At 59.2% G+C, this 21,223-nt stretch carries 20 protein-coding genes; 16 read left to right on the forward strand and 4 right to left on the reverse strand.

From position 1 onward, the window contains the following. Positions 1–52 precede the first annotated feature (52 nt). Complete coding sequence (locus tag ACP7E6_RS03590; protein ID WP_426227962.1) at positions 53–481, forward strand: L,D-transpeptidase; 429 nt, start codon at positions 53–55, stop codon at positions 479–481. A 59-nt stretch (positions 482–540) separates the two neighbouring features. Here the strand turns inward: ACP7E6_RS03590 and ACP7E6_RS03595 are convergent, their stop codons facing one another. Then, complete coding sequence (locus ACP7E6_RS03595; RefSeq protein ID WP_426227964.1) at positions 541–1,566, reverse strand: zinc-dependent alcohol dehydrogenase family protein; 1,026 nt, start codon at positions 1,564–1,566, stop codon at positions 541–543. Positions 1,567–1,681: 115 nt separating this feature from the next. Between ACP7E6_RS03595 and ACP7E6_RS03600 the strand changes: the two genes are divergently transcribed. The 8 genes from ACP7E6_RS03600 to ACP7E6_RS03635 all read left to right on the forward strand — a co-directional run bounded on the left by ACP7E6_RS03600 (position 1,682) and on the right by ACP7E6_RS03635 (position 9,358). Further along, the gene (locus ACP7E6_RS03600; protein ID WP_426227966.1) at positions 1,682–2,587 is read left to right on the forward strand and encodes a LysR substrate-binding domain-containing protein; all 906 of its coding nucleotides are present in this window, start codon (positions 1,682–1,684) and stop codon (positions 2,585–2,587) included. A gap of 133 nt (positions 2,588–2,720) precedes the next feature. Continuing rightward, entirely contained in the window at positions 2,721–3,005 is a 285-nt protein-coding gene (locus ACP7E6_RS03605) for an acyl carrier protein (protein WP_112834592.1), read from the forward strand. A gap of 225 nt (positions 3,006–3,230) precedes the next feature. Next, positions 3,231–3,716: a 3-hydroxyacyl-ACP dehydratase FabZ family protein gene (locus ACP7E6_RS03610; protein WP_426227968.1), complete on the forward strand. Its 486-nt coding sequence runs from the start codon at positions 3,231–3,233 to the stop codon at positions 3,714–3,716. Between the two features lie 2 nt (positions 3,717–3,718). Then, positions 3,719–4,924, forward strand: a complete 1,206-nt coding sequence (locus ACP7E6_RS03615; protein WP_426227970.1) for a beta-ketoacyl-ACP synthase — start codon at positions 3,719–3,721, stop codon at positions 4,922–4,924. Positions 4,925–4,936: 12 nt separating this feature from the next. After that, on the forward strand, positions 4,937–6,220 hold the full coding sequence (locus tag ACP7E6_RS03620) for a beta-ketoacyl-ACP synthase (protein WP_426227972.1): 1,284 nt from the start codon (positions 4,937–4,939) through the stop codon (positions 6,218–6,220). A gap of 53 nt (positions 6,221–6,273) precedes the next feature. After that, positions 6,274–7,302, forward strand: a complete 1,029-nt coding sequence (locus ACP7E6_RS03625) for a zinc-binding dehydrogenase (RefSeq protein WP_426227974.1) — start codon at positions 6,274–6,276, stop codon at positions 7,300–7,302. A gap of 11 nt (positions 7,303–7,313) precedes the next feature. Further along, on the forward strand, positions 7,314–8,246 hold the full coding sequence (locus ACP7E6_RS03630) for a lipid A biosynthesis lauroyl acyltransferase (protein WP_426228538.1): 933 nt from the start codon (positions 7,314–7,316) through the stop codon (positions 8,244–8,246). 398 nt (positions 8,247–8,644) lie between these two features. Further along, positions 8,645–9,358: a PAS domain-containing protein gene (locus tag ACP7E6_RS03635; RefSeq protein ID WP_426227975.1), complete on the forward strand. Its 714-nt coding sequence runs from the start codon at positions 8,645–8,647 to the stop codon at positions 9,356–9,358. A 46-nt stretch (positions 9,359–9,404) separates the two neighbouring features. On the opposite strand, the gene ACP7E6_RS03640 is transcribed toward ACP7E6_RS03635, so the two are convergent. Beyond that, entirely contained in the window at positions 9,405–9,755 is a 351-nt protein-coding gene (locus ACP7E6_RS03640) for a VOC family protein (RefSeq protein ID WP_426227976.1), read from the reverse strand. A gap of 12 nt (positions 9,756–9,767) precedes the next feature. Next, on the reverse strand, positions 9,768–10,166 hold the full coding sequence (locus ACP7E6_RS03645) for an SRPBCC family protein (protein WP_426227978.1): 399 nt from the start codon (positions 10,164–10,166) through the stop codon (positions 9,768–9,770). A 373-nt stretch (positions 10,167–10,539) separates the two neighbouring features. Between ACP7E6_RS03645 and gndA the strand changes: the two genes are divergently transcribed. Continuing rightward, on the forward strand, positions 10,540–11,970 hold the full coding sequence (gndA, locus tag ACP7E6_RS03650) for an NADP-dependent phosphogluconate dehydrogenase (protein ID WP_426227979.1): 1,431 nt from the start codon (positions 10,540–10,542) through the stop codon (positions 11,968–11,970). 86 nt (positions 11,971–12,056) lie between these two features. Here gndA and ACP7E6_RS03655 read toward each other — a convergent pair whose 3' ends face one another. Then, positions 12,057–13,094 carry a LacI family transcriptional regulator gene (locus ACP7E6_RS03655; protein ID WP_426227981.1) on the reverse strand — a complete coding sequence of 346 codons (1,038 nt, stop codon included), beginning with the start codon at positions 13,092–13,094 and terminating at the stop codon, positions 12,057–12,059. A 493-nt stretch (positions 13,095–13,587) separates the two neighbouring features. On the opposite strand from ACP7E6_RS03655, the gene ACP7E6_RS03660 reads away from it, so the two are divergent. The 6 genes from ACP7E6_RS03660 (at position 13,588) to ACP7E6_RS03685 (ending at position 21,223) form a co-directional block, all read left to right on the forward strand. Beyond that, complete coding sequence (locus ACP7E6_RS03660; RefSeq protein ID WP_426227983.1) at positions 13,588–14,820, forward strand: ABC transporter substrate-binding protein; 1,233 nt, start codon at positions 13,588–13,590, stop codon at positions 14,818–14,820. A gap of 120 nt (positions 14,821–14,940) precedes the next feature. Then, positions 14,941–15,843, forward strand: coding sequence for a carbohydrate ABC transporter permease (locus tag ACP7E6_RS03665; RefSeq protein ID WP_426227985.1), 903 nt, complete (start codon positions 14,941–14,943; stop codon positions 15,841–15,843). An 85-nt stretch (positions 15,844–15,928) separates the two neighbouring features. Next, the gene (locus ACP7E6_RS03670) at positions 15,929–16,777 is read left to right on the forward strand and encodes a carbohydrate ABC transporter permease (RefSeq protein WP_426228540.1); all 849 of its coding nucleotides are present in this window, start codon (positions 15,929–15,931) and stop codon (positions 16,775–16,777) included. Between the two features lie 4 nt (positions 16,778–16,781). Beyond that, positions 16,782–17,867: an ABC transporter ATP-binding protein gene (locus ACP7E6_RS03675; RefSeq protein WP_426227987.1), complete on the forward strand. Its 1,086-nt coding sequence runs from the start codon at positions 16,782–16,784 to the stop codon at positions 17,865–17,867. 191 nt (positions 17,868–18,058) lie between these two features. Beyond that, the gene (locus tag ACP7E6_RS03680; protein ID WP_426227989.1) at positions 18,059–20,524 is read left to right on the forward strand and encodes a beta-mannosidase; all 2,466 of its coding nucleotides are present in this window, start codon (positions 18,059–18,061) and stop codon (positions 20,522–20,524) included. Positions 20,525–20,533: 9 nt separating this feature from the next. Beyond that, the gene (locus ACP7E6_RS03685) at positions 20,534–21,223 is read left to right on the forward strand and encodes a D-lyxose/D-mannose family sugar isomerase (RefSeq protein ID WP_426227991.1); all 690 of its coding nucleotides are present in this window, start codon (positions 20,534–20,536) and stop codon (positions 21,221–21,223) included.

The raw sequence follows: 21,223 nt of genomic DNA on the forward strand, positions 1-21,223 counted from the left end.
TGTCGTGTCGGGACACCAGTAAAAATCTGCGTATTTTTCGGAGAGAGTTTTCATGCGTAAATTCTTCGTTGCCTCTTTGGCCGTCTTATTGATGCAATTTCAGTCGCCGTCGGTCTTTGCCGCCAATCTTGTTGCAAGGGTCAGTCTTTCTTCTCAAACCATGACTGTGTCGCAGAATGGTTTCGTGCGGTATCGCTGGAAGGTTTCCACCGCGCGCAAGGGCTATGTGACGCCGCAGGGAAGCTGGAAGGCAAAATGGCTGTCGAGAGATCATCGCTCGCGCAAATATGACAATGCACCAATGCCTTATGCGGTATTCTTCAACGGTGGCTATGCTGTTCACGCAACGTTTGACCTCAAGCGCCTCGGCCGTCCGGCTTCGCATGGCTGCATCCGCCTGCATCCGGAAAACGCCGCCGAGTTTTTCGCGCTGGCCAGTGAGTATGGTCTGAAGAACACCCAGATCGTCGTCAGCCGCTAAGGCGATGCGACCATCTTCTCGGAGCTGGCCAAGACGCCAGCCGAAGCCGTTTCGTGCGATCAGTTGAGATCGATGACGATCTTGCCGAATGCACCGCGATCGAGATGGTCGAGCACCTGGTGAAGGTCTTCCAGCCGATAGCGGCCATCGATGACCGGTTTGATCCCGGTCGAATCGATGGCGCGAACGAAATCCTCCAGCGATCGCCTGTGGCCGACGCTGATCCCCTGAATGACCGGCGATTTCAACAACAGTGGCCCTGCAGGCCCGGCGACCTCGAAACCTTCGAAAACACCGATGACCGAAATCCGTCCATGCACCGCCACGGCGCGGATGGACTGCCCAAGATTGGCGCCGCCGGCGATTTCCAGAATGTGATGGGCGCCTTCGTCGCCGGTGATCTTGTAGACTGCCTCGACCCAATCCTCCTTGCTGCTGTTGATGCCATGATCGGCGCCGAGCGCCTTGGCCCGTTCAAGCTTGCTGTCGCTACGGGAGGTGACGATGACATTTGCGCCATGCGCCTTGGCGATCTGAACCCCGAACAGCGCGACGCCGCCGGTGCCCTGGACGAGCACGGTCGATCCGGCCCTCAGCTTGCCGAGTTCGATCAGCGCAAACCAGGCGGTCAATCCAGCAACGGGCAGGGTGCTTGCCTCGGCATCGTCAAGGCTGCGCGGCGACGCGGCAAACCAGCCTTCCGGAAACACGACATAGTCGGCCAGAACGCCCTGATAGGCGCCGCCAAGGGTCTTGTAGGCCGGCGTGCGGGCAGTGCCATTGTCGCGACCGTCGATCCAGTCCGGCTTGAAGGTGGACATCACCCGGTCGCCGGGCTTGAAGCGGGTCACATCAGGTCCGATGGCATCGACAACGCCGGCCATGTCGGAAGCCGGGACTAACGGTGTTGGCAGAGGCAGGCCCATGCCCGTTTCGATGACCAGCTTGTCGCGATAGTTGAGCGAGGCGGCCGAAGCCTTTACGCGGATTTCGCCCGGTCCCGGCTCCGGGATTGCCACCGTCTCCAGTTTCAGATTGTCGCGGCCGACGGCCGCCATCGACCAGCGCCTCATTGTTTCCGTCATGTTTGTCTCCTGGCTCTTGGCTCGATTCAAGCGATGAGGCAAAGCTAGCATTGCGTTTCAGTCGCCAGTGGCGATATGATTTCCAATCATTGTTTCCTTCAGAGCTACAAAGCAGATGAACGATCGTTTGAATGGTGTATCGGTCTTCGTCGAGGCCGTGGAAGCCGACAGTTTTTCTGCGGCCGCACAGCGGCTCAATCTGTCCCGCTCTGCGGTCGGCAAGACTATTGCCAGGCTGGAAGACCGATTGGGGGCCCGGCTGTTTCACCGCACCACCCGCAGCCAGACCCTGACGGAGGATGGCCAGGCTTTCTATGAACGCTGCCTTCGGGCGCTGGAAGAGCTGAGAGCCGGCGAAGCCATGCTCGAATCGGGCCGCAAGGAGGTGGCGGGCCGGTTGCGGGTTTCAATGCCCGTCCTGTTTGGCCGCCGCTGTGTTGCTCCGATCCTCTTGAAACTGGCCGGCGAATATCCGAAGTTGGAGCTCGACCTGAATTTTACCGATAGCCGGATCGATATCGTCGAAGACGGGTTCGATCTCGCCATACGGAGTGGTCCGCTCGGTGAGTGGCCGGGACTGATGACACGCCGGCTGGCGCATCAGCGTATGACGGTCTGCGCCTCTCCGGACTATTTGCGCATCCATGGCACGCCAAAAACACGGCATGAGTTGGGGGATCACCATGGCATCCTTTATGCCCGCTCCGGACGGGTCCGCTCATGGCTTTTCCCCGTGGATGGGGGGCCAGACGCCGAAATCCTGCCGCGGTCGCGCATGCGTTTCGATGATTTGGAGATGATCGCCGACGCGGCCGTCGCGGGGCTCGGCCTTGTCTGGCTGCCCTGTTGGCTCGTTCAGGACAAGGTGCGCGACGGCCGCCTTGCCCGGCTGTTTACGGGTGAACGCCGCCTGTCTTTCGATTGTCACGCCGTCTGGCCGCAGACACCGCATCTGCCGCTGCGTGTCAGGCTCGCGATTGACGCTTTAGCTGCTGATCTGCCAGCCGCCACGGACCCTTGAGAGGCTTTATTGCAAGGCTTGGCTTGCTGTTTGGGCAACACCACGGGCATAAATGCAACTCTTGCGCCCAAGGCCATTGGCTTTTCAGCCGCATTTACCTATAGGTTCGCCAAAACATGTATTCTAACGAGGTATGCGCGTGACAGCTACATTCGACAAGGTTGCCGACATCATTGCGGAAACGAGCGAAATCGACCGCGAGACGATTACGCCGGAAAGCCACACTATCGACGATCTCGGCATTGACAGCCTGGACTTCCTCGACATCGTCTTTGCGATCGACAAGGAATTCGGCATCAAGATCCCGCTCGAGCAGTGGACGCAGGAAGTCAACGAAGGCAAGGTTTCGACGGAAGAATATTTCGTTCTGAAGAATCTCTGCGCCAAGATCGACGAGTTGAAGGCCGCCAAGGGCTGATGGCGATATCGCGCGTTTGATGCGCGCGAACACGTGCATGAAACATATCAATGCCGCCTGTCGCGTGGACCGCGCTTGACAGGCGGCATTTGCGTTTTTACTTGACGTCGCATGATCGCGACACCGGATCTGTTTCGGGCGGGGTCATGCGCGGATTTGAAATCCGGAGTGTTCAAGCGCTGCCTCCAAGGCGCCACGCTCCGGGCCAAGCTGGATTTGCTCCTGATGCTCCTTGAATATTTTCAGATGATCGATCGGGTTGAAACGGTCGATCTCAACGCCAGGACGCTGACGGCGCGTTCTGTGGTTCCGGCCAAAAGCCCCGTCTTTGAAGGCCATTTTCCCGGCTATCCGCTGGTGCCTGGTGTTCTCTTGATCGAGACGATGGCGCAGGCCTGCGGTTTCCTTGTTCTGGCCGCCACCGATTTCGCCGCCATGCCGTTCCTGATGTCAGTCGACAGCGCCAAGATGCGCAGTTTTGTCGAGCCGGAAGCCGTACTCGACATCGAGGCCTTTCTTGAACATGACGGTTCCGGCTTTGCCGTCGTCAAGGCGAAGATCACCTCGCAGGGCAAGAAGGTCTGCGACGCACAGTTGAAACTGCGCACCATGCCGTTCGATCAGGTGCCGCTCGGCCCGATCGTCCGGACACGTGCCGAAGACGTGGGGCTGATGGCTGCAATCGCTGCCTCGGCAGCGACGGGGGAATGACGATGAGCAAATCCGCCAATGATGTCGTGATCACCGGTGTCGGCATCGTAACCAGCCAAGGTGTCGGCACCGAGGTGCACACGGCTCTCCTGACTGCCGGAGAGCCGCCGGTGGTTCGTGTCGATACCGAGCGCTTTGCGCCCTATCCGATCCATCCGCTGCCGGAGATCGACTGGTCGCAGCAGATCGCCAAGCGTGGTGACCAGCGGCAGATGGAAAACTGGCAGCGTCTCGGCGTCTTCAGCGCCGGCCTGGCGCTTGACGATGCCGGTTTCAAGGACGATCTGGAAGCCTGCGGCAGCATGGACATGATCGTGGCCGCCGGTGGCGGCGAGCGCGACATCAATGTCGATTCGCTGATTGTCGACGAAGCGCTGAAGCGCAACGACCGCGAACAATTGCTCAACGAAAAGCTGACGACGGAACTGCGCCCCACTTTGTTCCTGGCCCAGCTTTCAAACCTGATGGCCGGCAACATCTCCATCGTCCACAAGATCACCGGCTCGTCGCGCACCTTCATGGGGGAGGAAGGGGCCGGCATCTCGGCGATCGAGACCGCCTTTGCCCGCATCAAGGCCGGGCAATCGACCCATACGCTGGTCGGCGGCGCGTTTGCGGCCGAGCGTCAGGACATGATCCTGCTGATCGAGGCTGTTCAGGGCCATGCGCTCGGCGAACACCACCCGATCTGGTCGCGCAAGCCTGAAAATGGCGGCGGCATGATCACCGGTTCCGTCGGCGCGTTCCTCATGCTGGAATCCCGCGAACATGCCGAGGCTCGTGGCGCCCGCATCTATGCAACGATCGATGCCGTCGGCGGAGATCGCGGCAGCCGCGAAGGGGATCGCTTCGAGCAGCGTCTGCAATATCTCTCCCAGCCTGCCGCCGGCACTGATCCGTCCACGACGGTGGTCTTTTCCGGCACCACCGGTTTTCATGCGCTTGCAGCGCGCGAGAAAGCGTTTCTCGACGCACAATTCCCCAAGGCTGCGGTGCGGGCCTATGGCGGTCTTGTCGGTCACACGCTGGAGGCCCAGTTTCCGCTGGGATTGGCTTTTGCGGCTCTGTCGCTCGGCGCGGGCGCCAAGGTGCCGCCATTCGATCCGGCGGGTGAGGCCCTCATGGAAAAGCCTGCAAAAACGGCCATCGTCACGACGATCGGTCATGCGCGCGGCGAAGGCATCGCCGTGCTTTCGGCAGAACAATAAGGAGCGGCAGATATGACCAGCGCTTACAAGGATCATCTCGGCCGCCCGCTGATCGCCGTCACCGGCATGGGTGTCATTACTTCGCTTGGCCAGGGCGTCGAGGACAACTGGAAGGCGCTGACATCGGGCGTCTCCGGCATCCACAAGATTACCCGGTTCCCGACCGAAGGCCTGTCGACCAGAATCAGCGGAACCGTCGATTTCATTGATATTCCAGCGGAAAACTCCGTCGAGCGGTCCTACGCTTTTGCGCGTGAAACGACGGCGGAAGCTCTGGCGCAAGCCGGCCTGTCCGGCGATTTCAACGGTCCGCTGTTTCTCGCGGCGCCGCCGATCGAGCCGGAATGGGGCGCCCGCTTCGAGCTTGCCGACCGTTCGCCGCCGTCGCAGAAACCGGGCGATGCCTATGACCGTTTTCTGGCCGCTATGCGCGATCGTGCCGATCCCGCGTTCCATGAGGCGGCGTTGTTCGGTGCCATCTCCGAGCGGCTGTCCGACCGGTTTGGGACGCGCGGCCTGCCTGTGACCCTATCGACGGCCTGCGCCTCGGGTGCAACCGCGATCCAGCTCGGTGTCGAAGCGATCCGCCAAGGACGCACCGACCGGGCACTGACGGTTGCCACGGACGGTTCGGTCAGTGCCGAAGCCCTGATCCGGTTCGCACTTCTGTCTGCTCTTTCGACCCAAAACGATCCGGCCGAGCGAGCCTCGAAGCCTTTCTCCAAGGATCGCGACGGTTTCGTCATTGCCGAAGGGGCTGCAACGCTGGTGCTGGAATCGCTGGAAGCTGCGGTTTCGCGTGGTGCAAAAATCTACGGCATCCTGAAAGGCTGCGGCGAAAAGGCGGATTCATTCCACCGCACGCGTTCGTCGCCGGATGGCGGCCCGGCGATCGCGACGATCCGCGCAGCGCTTGCCGATGCCGGCCTGAGCGAAGGCGATATCGGCTACATCAACGCCCATGGCACATCGACGCCAGAGAACGACAAGATGGAATATGGCGCGATGCTTTCCGTGTTCGGCGAAGCACTGCCGTCCATTCCAGTGTCGTCGAACAAGTCGATGATCGGTCACACATTGACGGCCGCCGGCGCCGTTGAGGCGGTGTTCTCGTTGCAGACGATCCTGACCGGCACCCTGCCGCCGACAATCAACTACCAGAACCCCGATCCGTCTATCGTTCTCGACGTCGTGCCGAATGTGAAGCGGGATGCGCAGGTTAATGCGGTCCTGTCGAACTCCTTCGGCTTCGGCGGCCAGAACGCCAGCCTTGTCATGGCTGCCGAACCGGCCTAATCGGACATCATATTTTTTCGAGGCAATACGCCTCGGGCTTAAGGACTTATCTCATGCGCGCTTTGCAACTGGTCGATGACCGCAAGCTGGAAATCACCGACCTTCCCGAGCCGGAAGCCCCAGGTCCCGGTGAAGTCACCCTTCGTGTGAAGGCCGTCGCGCTCAATCATATCGACGTCTGGGGCTGGCGAGGGATGGCCTTTGCCAAGCGCAAGATGCCGCTGGTGATCGGCGCCGAAGCATCCGGCGTGGTCGATCAGATCGGCCCTGGCGTTTCCAATGTTTTGCCGGGACAGCTTGTCTCCATCTATGGTGCGCGCACCTGTGGCCTCTGCCGTCCGTGCCGCGAAGGCCGCGACAATCTGTGCGAACATGTCGGCGGCGTGCACGGCTTCCATCTTGATGGCTTTGCCCAGGAGAAGGTCAATCTGCCGGCGCGCCTGCTCGTTCCGGCACCTCCGGGCATCGATGCGGTGGCTGCGGCCGTGGCGCCGGTCACCTTCGGTACCGTCGAGCACATGCTGTTCGACAATGCCAAGCTTGAACCCGGCGAAACGATCCTCATTCACGCCGGCGGTTCCGGCATCGGCTCGGCGGCTATCCAGCTCGCCAAGAAGATCGGCTGCACGGTCATCACCACCGTCGGTTCCGACGACAAGATCGAGAGGGCCAAGGCGCTCGGCGCCGATCACGTCATCAACTACCGCAAGGACCGTTTTGAGGGCGTGACGCGCAAGCTGACCAAGAAGAAGGGCGTCGATGTCGTCTTCGAACATGTCGGCAAGGATACTTTTGCAGCGTCCATGTTCGTTCTGAAGCGCGGCGGGCGCCTGGTGACCTGCGGCTCGACCTCGGGCGTTTCGACGGAAATGAACCTGATGATGCTGTTCCAGCAGCAGCTGAAGCTGTTCGGCTCCTTCGGTTGCCGCATGGAGAACATGGCCAACGCCATGCAGAAGATGGGGCGCGGGCTCGTTCATCCCGTCATCGATACCGAAGTGGGATTCTCGGAAATCGACAAGGCGCTGGAGCGCATGGAAACCCGCCAGGTCTTCGGCAAAATCATCCTGCGGATGGACTGAACGCCGTGCGCATGCTGATCACACGGCTGGTTCTGTCGGCGGAGCGTTTTCGCCAATGGTCGATCGCCCAGTTCGTCTTTCTGCTGCTGGGCACACTCAAGCTGTTCCCGGCCAGAGGGGCCATCGAATTCTCCGCCCGCTTCACCCGCTGGCTCGGGCCGAAGCTGAGGCATCGTCATCGATTGACGATGACCAATCTTCGCAACGCGTTTCCGGAAAAGAGCGAGGCGGAGATCGAAGCCATTGCCCTGGAAAGCTGGGGCAGTATCGGCCGGCTCGCGGCTGAATATGTATTCCTCGACGAACTGTTTGATTTCGATCCGGAGAACCCGAAACCCGGCCGTATCGAGGTTACCGGCACTCCGATTTTCCTCGAATTGCGCGACAACCCGCGCCCTTTCATCGTTTTTACCGCCCACACCGGCAATTTCGAGCTGCTACCGGTCGCAAGTGCCGCGTTCGGGCTGGATGTGACGGTGCTTTTCCGGCCGCCGAACAATCCCTATGTTGCTGAAAAGGTTTTTGATTTCCGCAAGCAGCGGATGGGCAATTTGGTTCCCTCGCATGCCGGTTCTTCATTCACGCTGGCGCGCAAGCTGGAGGCCGGAGGTGCTGTTGGGGTTCTGGTTGACCAAAAGTTCCGCAAAGGGCTAACGACGACGTTTTTCGGCCGTGATGTGAAGACCAATCCGTTACTGGCAAAGCTGGTGCGGCAATTTAATTGCGAAGTCTACCCGGCTCGCTCCATCCGGCTGCCGGATGGGCGCTTTCGCCTTGAGCTGGAGCCGGCGATTGAAATTCCGCGCAAGCCGGACGGCGGTGTCGATGTCAACGCCACGGCGCAGTTGCTGAACGACAAGGTCGAGAGCTGGGTACGTGAATATCCTGGCCAGTGGCTCTGGTACCATGATCGCTGGCACATCAAAAAACATTTGAAAGATTGAGTATATTCTTGGCCCTCCTGATCTCTGGGGGCGATCAATCCATCTTGGCGACACCCGGGTTGGATGCGTCAATCTTTGCTTTTAGGCATGCTGCCGTTGATTTGCCGGTTTACGGGGTGCCTGCGCGGCAGATGCAGCACCGGTTGCAGAAAACGGCGGAGCATTGCGGCGCATTTCATATGGGTTGCCTAAAATAAGTTCACCGGAAACGTTTCAGGTAATTTTTCAGGTGTTGAACCCCACCGTTTTGGGTGTAAACTTCAAATATTACTAAGGAGGATTGCAAGCGCTTCGGGTCCGTGAAAATAGCGCCTTCAATCGATTTATTTTTTTGATTGCGTTCAATAGTCCAAGCTTTTCAGGCTGAAATGGGAAATTGAATGGGAGTGGGGTGAAAATTGAAGGCACTGATCGAGCTCTTCTGGTTTAAATATTCTCAGCTGCAATATGCGGTCAAATCCGGTGATGATTTGCTGATCAGCATTCTTGATCGCGAGATCGATCCGGTTCTCACCACAATCTATGAGGAGAAGGCCGAGAACGTCGCCGACGCGCGCCTGCAGTTCCAGTTCGTTCTCGATCTTCTGCGCAAGGAAGCCGACGATGTATCGAGCGTGATGCGCCAGCGCGATGTGCTGCAGATGCTGGCCGATCGGTATTTTGCCGGTAACACCCATGATGTCGCTGGAAAACCGTGGATGTCGCCGCCTCCCGCTGTCGCAGCACTAAAGGGCCGGGCCGACGAAGGGTTTCTCAACGAAGCAATCCTCGACTGTTTGCCGGACCGGGTCGCCGTGATCACGCCGGACTACCGTTACCTCTATACCAATCCGGTCAACGCGGCCCGGCTGGAAGAGCGCCCGATGGATCTGGTCGGCCGCCATATTGTCGAGTTCGTCGGCATTCAGCGCTTCGAGCAGCGGGTGAAACCCAATCTTGACAAGTGTTTTTCCGGTGAACTGGTCGACTACACCTTCGCCAAGGATGTCGGCAACCGCACTGTCGTGGTCCGCTGCCGGATGACACCCTGCATGTCGGGTACGGGCAAGATCATCGGCGCCATTTTAGTGCTGCAGGAAATCGCCGACCGCCGCCGTTCAATCGCCGCCTGAGTGCGGGAGGCGAGGGCGGTTGTCCTCGCTCGCGGCTCGCTGGCGGCTATTTGTCCGACCAAACGGCCAGTTCGTACCCATCCGGATCCTGGAAGTGGAAGCGTCTTCCTCCTGGGAAGGAGAAGGTTTCGACGATAATGCGGGCGCCTTGCGCTTCGAGCCGCGCCTGAGTGTCCGCAAGATCGTCGGCATAGAGGATGATCAGCGGACCACCAGGCCTTGGTATTCCCGTGGACAGGCCGCCGGTTAGCCGGCCATCGGTGAATTCGCAATAGTCCGGACCGTAATCCGTGAACGTCCATCCGAATGCCGTGCCGTAGAAACCCTTTGAGCGCTCAATATCGGTCACCGCAAACTCGATATTATCGATCTGGCGATCGGTGCCCTTTTTTCCCATAGCGGTGCTCCTTTATGCTTCCAGCAGTTTTTTCAATGCGATGAGGTCCTTCTTAACGCAGTCGGCATCGCTGTCGAACTGTTCCTTGCTCATGCCGGGCTGTCTGAGCAGCGTGAACATCACTTCCGCTGCGCTGCCGTTGGGTACGACACGCAGAGCGTTGTGCACCGCAAGTCCCGTTTCCAGTGTGACGCGGTGGTCGAGTACGCCAAAATCATTCAGAGGGGTGAAGCGGATGCGGGCATTGCCGAGCGCGCCGTGTGCCGCCCATTCTTCGCCGTCCGGCTCCAGCCCTTCGGCAAGGCCGGACGCCCAAAGTGGCATATTGTCCGGCTTGGCCGCAAACGCATAGACGTCGCGCCAATTTCTCTCGATCGTGATATGGACGATTTTTGCTTCCATCGCAGCCACGCTGTTTCCTCCGTTCAAACCATTGCCGAATATGCCGCCGTCATGGAGCAGAAGATGGAGCAAATGGCGATCCCGCCGCAGTCTGCAGCCTGAAGCTCAACGGAGGCAATGCTTGATTCTACCGTTATCCGCGTGGTTTTCCCAGTGTGACGCTCACGGCTTCAAAGCCTAGCTCATGACACCGGAAAACTATCACTTTTGACAACAATCACTTGTCGTTAATCGATTTGAATGCCAAAACTCCCTCAGCATCCGCAGAGCGTGTTCAGGCATCCCGCAGCCGAACAAAATCACCCTGCAAGTTCAATCTGGTGGAGCCGTGCGCACGCCCAGCCGGGCCTTGGCACCTTCACTGTCCAACGGAGGCACATACGTGGCACAGGCAGAAATCGGCCTTATCGGTCTTGGCGTTATGGGATCGAATCTGGCGCTCAACATTGCCGAAAAGGGCAACAAGATCGCAGTCTTCAACCGCACCGTCGAGGCGACGCGGAAATTCTATGCCGAAGCAGGCAGCCTGCAGAGCCAGATTGTGCCTTGCGAGACCATTGAGGAATTCGTCGCGGCGATTCGCCCGCCGCGGCCGATCATCATCATGATCAAGGCCGGCGAGCCGGTCGATCAGCAGATGGAATTGCTCAAGCCCTATCTTCAGAATAACGACATCATGATCGATGCCGGAAACGCCAATTTCCGCGATACGATGCGCCGCTTCGACAATCTCAAGGATAGCGGCCTGACCTTTATCGGCATGGGCGTCTCGGGTGGCGAAGAGGGTGCGCGCCACGGCCCGTCCATCATGGTCGGCGGCAAGGAAGAGTCCTGGAAGCGCGTCGAAAAGGTGCTGACCTCGATCGCTGCCAAATACAACGATGATCCGTGCGTTGCCTGGCTGGGCGAGAACGGCGCCGGCCATTTCGTCAAGACCATCCACAACGGCATCGAATATGCCGACATGCAGATGATCGCCGAAATCTACGGCATCCTGCGCGATGGCCTGAAGATGAGCGCCACCGAAATCGGCGAAGTCTTTGGCGAATGGAACAGGGGCCGCCTCAATTCCTATCTGATCGAAATCACCGAGACGGTTCTCAAGGCCGCCGACCCGATCACCGGCAAGCCGATCGTCGATCTCATCCTCGACAAGGCTGGCCAGAAGGGCACCGGCAAATGGTCGGTGATCGAAGCCCAGAACATGGGTATCCCGGCAACTGCCATCGAAGCCGCCGTTGCTGCCCGCAGCATCTCGTCGGTCAAGGGCGAGCGCGAAGCAGCTGAAAAGGTGCTTGGCCTGCCGAATACCGGCGAGTTCAAGGTTGCCGACAAGGCTGCCTTCCTGAAGGATCTGGAAAGCGCGCTTCTGGCTGCCAAGATCGGTGCCTATGCGCAAGGCTTTGCGGTGATGGCGGAAGCTTCGCGCGAGTTCAAATGGAACCTGCCGATGCCGACGATCGCCAGGATCTGGCGCGCCGGCTGCATCATTCGTTCGGCCTTCCTCGACGAAATCACCACGGCCTTCACCAAGGATCCGAACGTTGCCAACCTGATCGTCACGCCGGCCTTTTCCGGCATGGTCAAGGAAACCGATGGTGCGCTTCGCCGGGTCGTTTCCGCAGCCGTCCTTGGCGGCCTGCCGGTTCCGGCCCTTGCCTCGGCACTCGGGTATTTCGACAGCTATCGCCGTGGCCGTGGCACGGCAAACGTCATCCAGGCGCAGCGCGATTTCTTTGGGGCGCACGGGTTTGACCGCATCGATGGTGCCGATTCCCATCACGGCCCGTGGGGCAGTGGCTTGAACGCCTGATCATTTGCTGAGCAGATAGATGAAATCGGGAACGGCCGCTGATCGACAGCGGCCGTTCTGCTTCCGAGGTCATGTTGCGAAGCGGATCAGTCCTGAAGAACTGGAAAACTTAAGGTCTGCAGCTCGGATGCCGGCCGGCCTTCGATGCGGGCGATCACTGCTTTTGCCAGGTCGCGCCCGGCCAGCCTGAAGTCCTCCCTGAGTGTCATAACTTCAGGACGAAGCCATTGCAGGAAGTCGTTCGACTGTTTCGAAACCATGTCGACATCGCGCGCCAGCTTCAATCCGGCGTCCTCGATGCCGGCAACCAGCGCGACGGCACCGCCGCCGCTGCCGGAGATCACGCCATCGGGAGCACCCGGAGCGCGCATCGCCGCCTCGCAGGCAGCCCGGATATCCACCAGGGTGTTGTCGAGATCGACCGTGTTGAACGGAACCGATATCGCCCCGAAGTCGCGTAAACCCCGTTCGAAGCCGGTGCGCATGTGCATGTGATAGGTCAGCGACGGCGGCGGATGCAGCAGCATGATCCGGCGCCGGCCGCGCTCCACCAGCATGCGAACGGCATCATAGGCGAAACGCTCGTTGTCGAAGTCGTGGTAGGGATGGACGAGGCCCATTTCCGTGCGGCCGTGTGTTCCGAAGGGAAAATTACGCTCCATCATCAGGGCGACGCGGGGATCCTTCGGCTCGGTTCGCGAGATAATGACACCGTCGGCCGCGCCCGTTTCAAGCACGTAACGTACCGGATCGAGCGGATCGCTTCGAGCGCTGTAGGGGGTGATGACGAGATGATACTGAGTGGCAGCCAGAATCTCCGAGATACCCACGACCATGGGGCTTGTCAGGCCGATGAATTCTTCTTCCAGGCTGAGGATCAAGCTGATGACATTGGTCTTGCCGGTGCGCAGGCGCACGCCGGCACGGTTGGGGTGATACCCGACCTGGGCTGCGACCAGTCGAACGCGCTCCTTCGTTTCGGCACCGATATCGGGTGCATCCTTCAAAGCCCGCGACACCGTGGTGATACCGAGCCCGGTCATGAAGGCAATGGTCTTCAAGGTCGGACGTTCATTTAGCGAGGGCGGCGCGATTGCTGCCCGGCTCTTGTGTTTCTCGTCCATTCCCCGCCCATCGCCTTCCCAATTTCAGGCCACAACGTCGCCGGGGCGGTGTTTGCCTGCAGCCGACCCAGGGAGCTCGCCAGCCTTATATATGATTCACGACGTCGGGGCACCCACCGCCCCGTTCTGGCTTTGAACTCAAAATCTGTAACGATACAGTAGGCTTGTCGAGCTGTTTTTTCGGTTTCCCTAACGTGGTTCTCTGTAAAGTTGCATCATGCACTGCGTCATAAGCTCTGTGCATCCGCGAGAAGTCGGTCGAGGCCAGTCGGTTGAAATTTCAAGAAAAATAAAGAAAAATCCGTGGTTTCTGGCGATTTTTAACCGAAAATGCGCCGCAACAATCCGTCGATCTCCGTATGAGCTCGACTAGCAATGCACCGCTTCAGGTTGTTTTAAGATTTTTATAAGGAATTATACGTTGTTGCGGTTGCGTCCGCTAATCGATTGAACTAAGTTTTTACGGTAACGTTACAGTGAGGGAGGAAAACTCATGAAACTGCGTTTGTTGGCTGCTGCATTGGCGGCGACTGTAGTGCTTCCATTGGGCATCGCTAACGCTGCCGATCTGGAAGTGACACATTGGTGGACGTCCGGTGGCGAAGCCGCCGCCGTTGCGGAACTGGCCAAGGCATTCGATGCCACCGGCAACAAGTGGATCGATGGCGCGATCGCCGGTTCCGGCGGCACGGCGCGGCCGATCATGGTCAGCCGCATCACCGGCGGCGATCCGATGGGCGCCACCCAGTTCAATCATGGCCGTCAGGCCGAAGAGCTGGTGCAAGCCGGCCTGATGCGCGATCTGACCGATGTCGCGACGAAAGAACACTGGAAGGACATCATCAAGCCTTCGAGCCTGCTCGACAGCTGCACGATCGACGGCAAAATCTATTGCGCCCCGGTCAATATCCATTCCTGGCAGTGGCTATGGCTTTCCAATGCCGCCTTCAAGACGGCCGGCGTCGAGGTGCCGAAGAACTGGGACGAGTTCGTCGCAGCCGCACCGGCGCTGGAAAAGGCCGGTATCGTTCCGCTTGCCGTTGGTGGCCAGCCCTGGCAGTCCGCCGGCGCGTTTGACGTGCTGATGGTGGCAATCGCCGGTAAGGACACCTTCAACAAGGTGTTCGGCGACAAGGACGAGGAAGTCGCCGCAGGTCCTGAAATCGCCAAGGTGTTCAAGGCTGCCGACGACGCCCGTAAAATGTCTAAGGGCAGCAATGTCCAGGATTGGAACCAGGCCACCAATATGGTCATCACCGGCAAGGCCGGCGGCCAGATCATGGGCGACTGGGCCCAGGGCGAGTTTCAGCTTGCGGGCCAGAAGGCCGGTACCGACTATACCTGCCTGCCGGGTCTCGGCGTCAATGAAATCATCTCGACCGGTGGGGACGCTTTCTACTTCCCCCTGCTGAAGGATGAAGAAAAGTCCAAGGCTCAGGAAGTGCTCGCTTCGACGCTCATCAATCCTAAGACACAGGTCGCCTTCAATTTGAAGAAGGGCTCGCTGCCGGTGCGTGGCGACGTCGATCTGGCTGCCGCCAACGATTGCATGAAGAAGGGTCTCGAAATCCTTGCCAAGGGCAATGTGATCCAGGGCACCGACCAGCTTCTGTCTGCCGACAGCCAAAAGCAGAAGGAAGACCTGTTCTCCGAGTTCTTCGCCTCCTCGATGACGCCGGAAGATGCGCAGAAGCGTTTCGCCGAAATCATCGCCGCCGCCGATTAACGGGGCAGTTTCTGTGGAAGACCGGCCCCGCTCGCGGGCCGGTCTGAAGCCCTTGGTGATTTCATGCCGGGCTTCGTCACGTCCTCATCAGAAAAACGCGATCCAGGGGAGGGTTGACCTATGACGGGCCAAGCAAACGCCGGCCGGCCAAACCAGTTGCTGCGCAATCTGCATTCGAAGATTGCCTCAATTCCAATGATACTCACCGCCGTCGTCATCTTTCTCGGCGGTACACTCTGGACGGTGTTTTATTCCTTCACCAATTCCAAGCTTCTTCCGCGCCTGACATTTGTCGGACTGGATCAGTACGAGCGTCTGTGGGCCGCACCCCGCTGGCTGATATCCATTCAGAATCTGGCCATCTACGGTATTTTTTCGCTGATTTTCAGCCTCGTCATCGGCTTCCTGCTGGCGGCGCTGATGGATCAGAAGATCCGCTTCGAAAATACCTTTCGCACGATCTTTCTTTATCCGTTCGCGCTCTCCTTCATCGTCACCGGCCTTGTCTGGCAGTGGATACTCAATCCGGAGTTCGGTATTCAGTCTGTTGTCCGCTCGCTCGGCTGGAGCACGTTTGCATTCGACCCGCTCTACAATCCCAGCATCGTCATCTACGGCATCCTGATTGCGGCACTCTGGCAGGGGACTGGACTTGTCATGTGCCTGATGCTGGCCGGTCTGCGCGGTATTGACGAGGATATTTGGAAGGCCTCGCGTGTCGATGGCATCCCGATGTGGAAGACCTATCTTTTCATCATCATTCCGATGATGCGCGCCGTGTTCATCACCACGCTGGTGATCATCGCCAGCGGCATCGTCCGGGTCTACGATCTCGTCGTCGCTCAGACCAGCGGCGGCCCCGGTATCGCTTCGGAGGTCCCTGCAAAGTACGTCTACGACTACATGTTCCAGGCGCAGAATCTCGGGCAGGGCTTTGCCGCCTCGACCATGATGCTGCTCACCGTCGCCATCATCGTCGTCCCCTGGGCCTATCTCGAATTCGGAGGACGCAAGCGTGGCTGAGGTCTTAACTCTCGACAATCCGTCTGCCAAAACTGGCACTGCAACCAAGCTTGCCGCAGGGCCACAAGGCAAGAAGCCGCGGCCGATGCTGTCGCCGCGAAACATCATGATCTACGGCGCTTTGATCTTTGCCGCCGCCTACTATCTGCTGCCGCTTTACGTGATGGTTGTCACCTCGCTGAAGGGCATGCCGGAAGTGCGGCTCGGCAACATTTTCTCGCCACCGCTGGAGATTACCTTCGAGCCCTGGGTCAAGGCTTGGTCCAGCGCCTGCACGGGTCTTAATTGTGACGGCCTGTCGCGCGGCTTCTGGAATTCGGTGCGGATCACCATCCCCTCGACGCTCGTCTCCATCGCGATCGCTTCGATCAATGGCTATGCGCTGGCCAACTGGCGCTTCAAGGGTGCTGACCTGTTTTTCACCATCCTGATCGTCGGTGCCTTCATCCCCTACCAGGTGATGATCTATCCGATCGTCATCGTGCTGCGGGAAATGGGGCTTTACGGCTCGCTGACCGGCCTGATCATCGTGCATTCGATTTTCGGCATGCCGATCCTGACACTGTTGTTCCGCAACTATTTCTCCTCGCTGCCGGAGGAATTGTTCAAGGCGGCGCGTGTCGATGGTGCCGGTTTCTGGACGATCTATTTCAAGATCATGCTGCCGATGTCGCTGCCGATCTTCGTCGTTGCGATGATCCTGCAGATCACCGGCATCTGGAACGACTTCCTTTTGGGCGTCGTGTTCACCCGGCCCGAATATTATCCGATGACCGTCCAGCTCAACAATATCGTCAATTCGGTCCAAGGCGTGAAGGAATACAACGTCAACATGGCGGCAACCATCCTGACCGGTGCCGTGCCGTTGATCGTCTATTTCGTCTCCGGACGGCTTTTCGTCCGTGGCATCGCCGCCGGCGCAGTGAAAGGGTAATTGCATGAATACCAACAGCGTATCGGTCAGGGATCTGTCGTTGAGTTTCGGTGCCGTCACCGTGCTTCAAACTCTCAATCTCGACGTCAAGGACGGCGAATTCCTGGTGCTTCTCGGCTCGTCCGGTTGCGGGAAATCGACGCTTCTCAATTGCATCGCCGGTCTTCTCGACGTGTCCGAAGGTCAGATCTTCATCAAGGACAAGAACGTCACCTGGGAAGAGCCCAAGGATCGCGGTATCGGCATGGTATTCCAGTCCTATGCGCTCTATCCGCAGATGACTGTGGAGGGCAATCTGTCCTTCGGCCTGAAGGTCGCCAAGCTGCCACAGGCGGAAATCGACAAGCGCGTGGCGCGTGCATCCGAAATCCTACAGATCCAGCCGTTGTTGAAGCGCAAACCATCCGAGCTTTCGGGCGGCCAGCGCCAGCGCGTGGCAATCGGCAGGGCGCTGGTGCGGGATGTCGACGTCTTCCTGTTCGACGAACCCTTGTCCAATCTCGACGCTAAGCTGCGCTCCGAACTGCGTGTCGAAATCAAGCGGCTGCACCAGTCGTTGAAGAACACGATGATCTACGTCACCCATGACCAGATCGAGGCGCTGACGCTGGCCGACCGGATCGCCGTGATGAAGAGCGGCGTCATCCAGCAGTTGGCCGATCCGATGACGATCTACAACATCCCGGAAAACCTGTTCGTTGCCGGCTTCATCGGTTCGCCGTCGATGAATTTCTTCCGGGGTGAGATCAAGGACAGGGGCGGGCGCAAGGTCATCGAGATCAACGGTGTCGATTTCGCTATGGATGCCTATCCGGCCCGCGGCCCGCTGGAGGCTGGCCGCAAGGTCGTTCTCGGGGTCCGCCCCGAACACGTCAAGGTCGATGAGCCCGGCGCGGAAATCCATGACGCGGTTGTCGATATCGAGGAGCCCATGGGTGCAGACAATCTGTTGTGGCTGAAACTGGCAGGGCAGACCATATCGGTGCGCATTGCCGGCGCCCGGCGCTATGCGCCCGGAACGGCGCTCAAGCTTAGCTTCGACATGTCGTTGGCATCTGTGTTCGATGCTGTGACGGAGAACAGGATTTAGCGTATTTGGGAGAGGCTTACCCCCTTTGTCCCTCTGGAACATCTCCCCTCAAGGGGGAGATCAGCCGAGAGTTTGTGCCACTCTTACGATTGAGGCACTGATGGTTGCGGTCATCTGCCCCTGAGGGGCAGATGTCACGACGTGACAGAGGGGGGTAACCCCCTACACGAAAATATATTGGATAGTTTCGCATGACCACATTCATCCAGAACACCGCCATCGACCTTTCCGGCGATTGGCAGCTTGCTTCGTCCGACAACAGCCACGCGCTGACGATCGCCATTCCCGGTGACGTCCACAGCGCGTTGCAAGCGGCAGGCATGATCGCCGACCCTTATGCCGGGCGCAACGAGGATGATGTGCAATGGGTGGCGCACAAGGACTGGGTACTGGAGCGGACGTTCGATATTGACGCGTCAGAGCTTTCGGGCAGCTGGTATCTCGACATCGAGAGCCTCGACACGGTAGCCGAGGTTTATCTCAACGATGAAGCCGTGCTCCATGCTGAGAATGCCTTCCGCCGGTATCGACCCGATGTCGGCTCCGTGCTGAAGGCTGGGCAGAACCGTTTGCGGATCGTCATCCGCTCTTCGATCGCCGCCGGCGAAAAAGCGCAGGCAGCTCAGCCGTTCTACATTCCCTATTCGACCGGCAATTCGCCGATCGCCAACGGCAACATGCTGCGCAAGCCGCAATGCCACTTCGGCTGGGACTGGAACATCGCGATCGCGCCGCTCGGCATCTATGGAACGATCGCGCTGAAAAAGCTCTCAGCCGCCCGCATCGAGCATGTGACAACGCGGCAGGTGCATCAGGTGGGCGGTGCCATCGATCTTCAGGTCACGGTGACGCTGTTTGCCCAGGAGCCCGGCGTCGTCGGAATCGATTTTGAACTTGATGGGCAGCACGAGCATCTGGATTGCGGCGTCAACGCCGGCGAAACCCGGGTCAGCCATGTCTTTAGCGTAGACAACCCACAATTCTGGTGGCCGGCAGGCAGTGGCGAGCAGGCATTGTCGCAGCTGACTGTCGGGGTGCCGGGCGAAACCGTCACCCGCCAGATCGGTTTTCGTACGGTCGAACTGCTGACCGACAAGGATGCGGCCGGCAGCCGTTTCGCATTCCGTGTCAATGGCCGTGAAATCTTCTGCAGGGGTGCCAACTGGATCCCTGCCGATGCGCTGGTTTCGCGCGTCACGCCCGAGGGTGTCGAGGACCTGTTGCAGTCGGCCGTCGATGCCAACATGAACATGATCCGCATTTGGGGCGGCGGCTTTTACGAACCCGACTGGTTCTACGATCTCTGCGACCGGCTCGGCATCATGGTCTGGCAGGATTTCATGTTCGCCTGCAATCTCTATCCCTCGACGCCGGATTTCCTTGAAAACGTCGCAGCCGAGGTCGACTATCAGGTCAAGCGGCTGTCTTCGCATCCCTCGATCGTTCTCTGGTGCGGCGACAACGAACTGGTCGGTGCGTTGACATGGTTCGAGGAAAGCCGGAAGGACAGGGATCGTTATCTCGTATCCTACGACCGTCTGAACCGTATCATCGAGACCGGCATCAAGGCGGCCGCACCCGAGGCGATCTGGTGGCCGTCTAGCCCGTCGGTCGGCCCGCTTAATTTCGGCGATGCGTGGCATGCCGATGGTTCGGGCGACATGCACTACTGGTCCGTCTGGCACGAGAACAAGTCGTTCGACAATTACCGCACCGTGCGGCCGCGCTTCTGCTCGGAATTCGGTTTCCAGTCCTATACCTCGATGCCAATCGTTCGGCAGTTTGCAGAGCAGAAGGATCTGAACGTTGCGTCTCCGGTGATGGAAGCGCATCAGAAGAATGCCGGTGGCAACGAGCGCATCGCCGCCACGATGTTCCGCTATTTCCGCTTCCCGAAGGATTTTTCCAATTTCGTCTATCTCAGCCAGATCCAGCAGGGACTGGCGATTCGCACCGCCGTCGATTTCTGGCGATCGCTGAAACCGCATTGCATGGGCACGCTCTACTGGCAGCTGAACGACACCTGGCCGGTCGCGTCCTGGGCCAGCCTCGACTACGGCGGCAACTGGAAGGCGATGCACTACATGACCCGGCGGTTCTTCCAGCCGGTCGCCGTCGCTGCCATCCCGTCCGATGATGGCAAAACCATCAGCTTTTCGATGGTCAACGACACGGCAGCGCCGGTCACGGTCGAATTGCAGACTTTTGCCGTTTCGCTGTCGGGTGAAAAACAGCCCTTGATGGCCGCTGCCGGCAGCTGCAGCCCGGATCGGGCCGATACGCTGATGACCATTGCCGCTTCCGAGATTCCCAGGGATGCGGTGCTGTTCTGGTCCTTTGAGGCCTCGAACGGCATGCGCGGCGAGGGACATCATGTTCAAGGCACCTACAAGGCGTTTGACCTTGAGCCTTCGGGGCTGTCCATCTCAGCGACACCCGTTGGTGACGGTTCCTATGGTGTCACGGTCTCTGCGACCGGTCTCGCCTTGCATGTGATGATCGAAGCCGATGTCGAAGGCCGCTATTCCGACAATGCCTTCGACCTGACGGCTGGTGAAAGCCGGGTCATTCGCTTTACGCCCCGGCAACCGCTCGCAGCTGGCGTTGCACCAGTCTTTACCGGCCACGACCTGCAGTCCTGTCAGGGCAATGGATAGGAGACCGTCATGCTGCGAAGCGAAGTCAACGCTATTATCGAGCGAAGCGATGCCTTCATGCGCCAGCATGGCTTCGTTCTGCCGCCGTTTGCCTACTGGTCGCCAGAGGAGCTGAAGACGCGGGTTGCGTCCGACACGCCATCGATCCGCGACACCCGTCTCGGCTGGGACATCACCGATTACGGCAAGGGCCGCTTCAGCGAGTTCGGCCTTGTGCTCTTCACCCTGCGCAACGGTTCGGCCGCAGCGCTCGCCCATGGCCGTGGCATGCTCTATGCCGAAAAGCTGATGATTACGGCCAAGGACCAGGTCAATCCACTGCATCGGCATGCGGTGAAAACCGAGGACATCATCAACCGCGGCGGCGGCACGCTGGTGCTGCAGATGTTCAATTCTTCAGCCGACGGCGATGTCGATGAGGCAACCGATGTGGTGGTTGCCACAGACGCCCGCCTGCGGACGCTGAAGGCCGGCGCCTTTCTGCGCCTGTCGCCCGGTGAAAGCGTCACGCTGCTGCCCGGCAACTGGCACGCCTTCTGGGCAGAAGGTGCTGATGTGCTGATGGGCGAGGTTTCCACCGTCAACGACGATCTCACCGACAATTATTTCCGCGAGCCCGTCGGCCGCTTTTCCACCATCCAGGAAGACACCAAGCCGAGCCATCTCTTGGTGTCGGACTACGACACCTGGCTCTCATAA

Source organism: Pararhizobium sp. DWP3-4, from assembly GCF_049898205.1.
In the GTDB taxonomy this organism is placed as follows: domain Bacteria; phylum Pseudomonadota; class Alphaproteobacteria; order Rhizobiales; family Rhizobiaceae; genus Pararhizobium.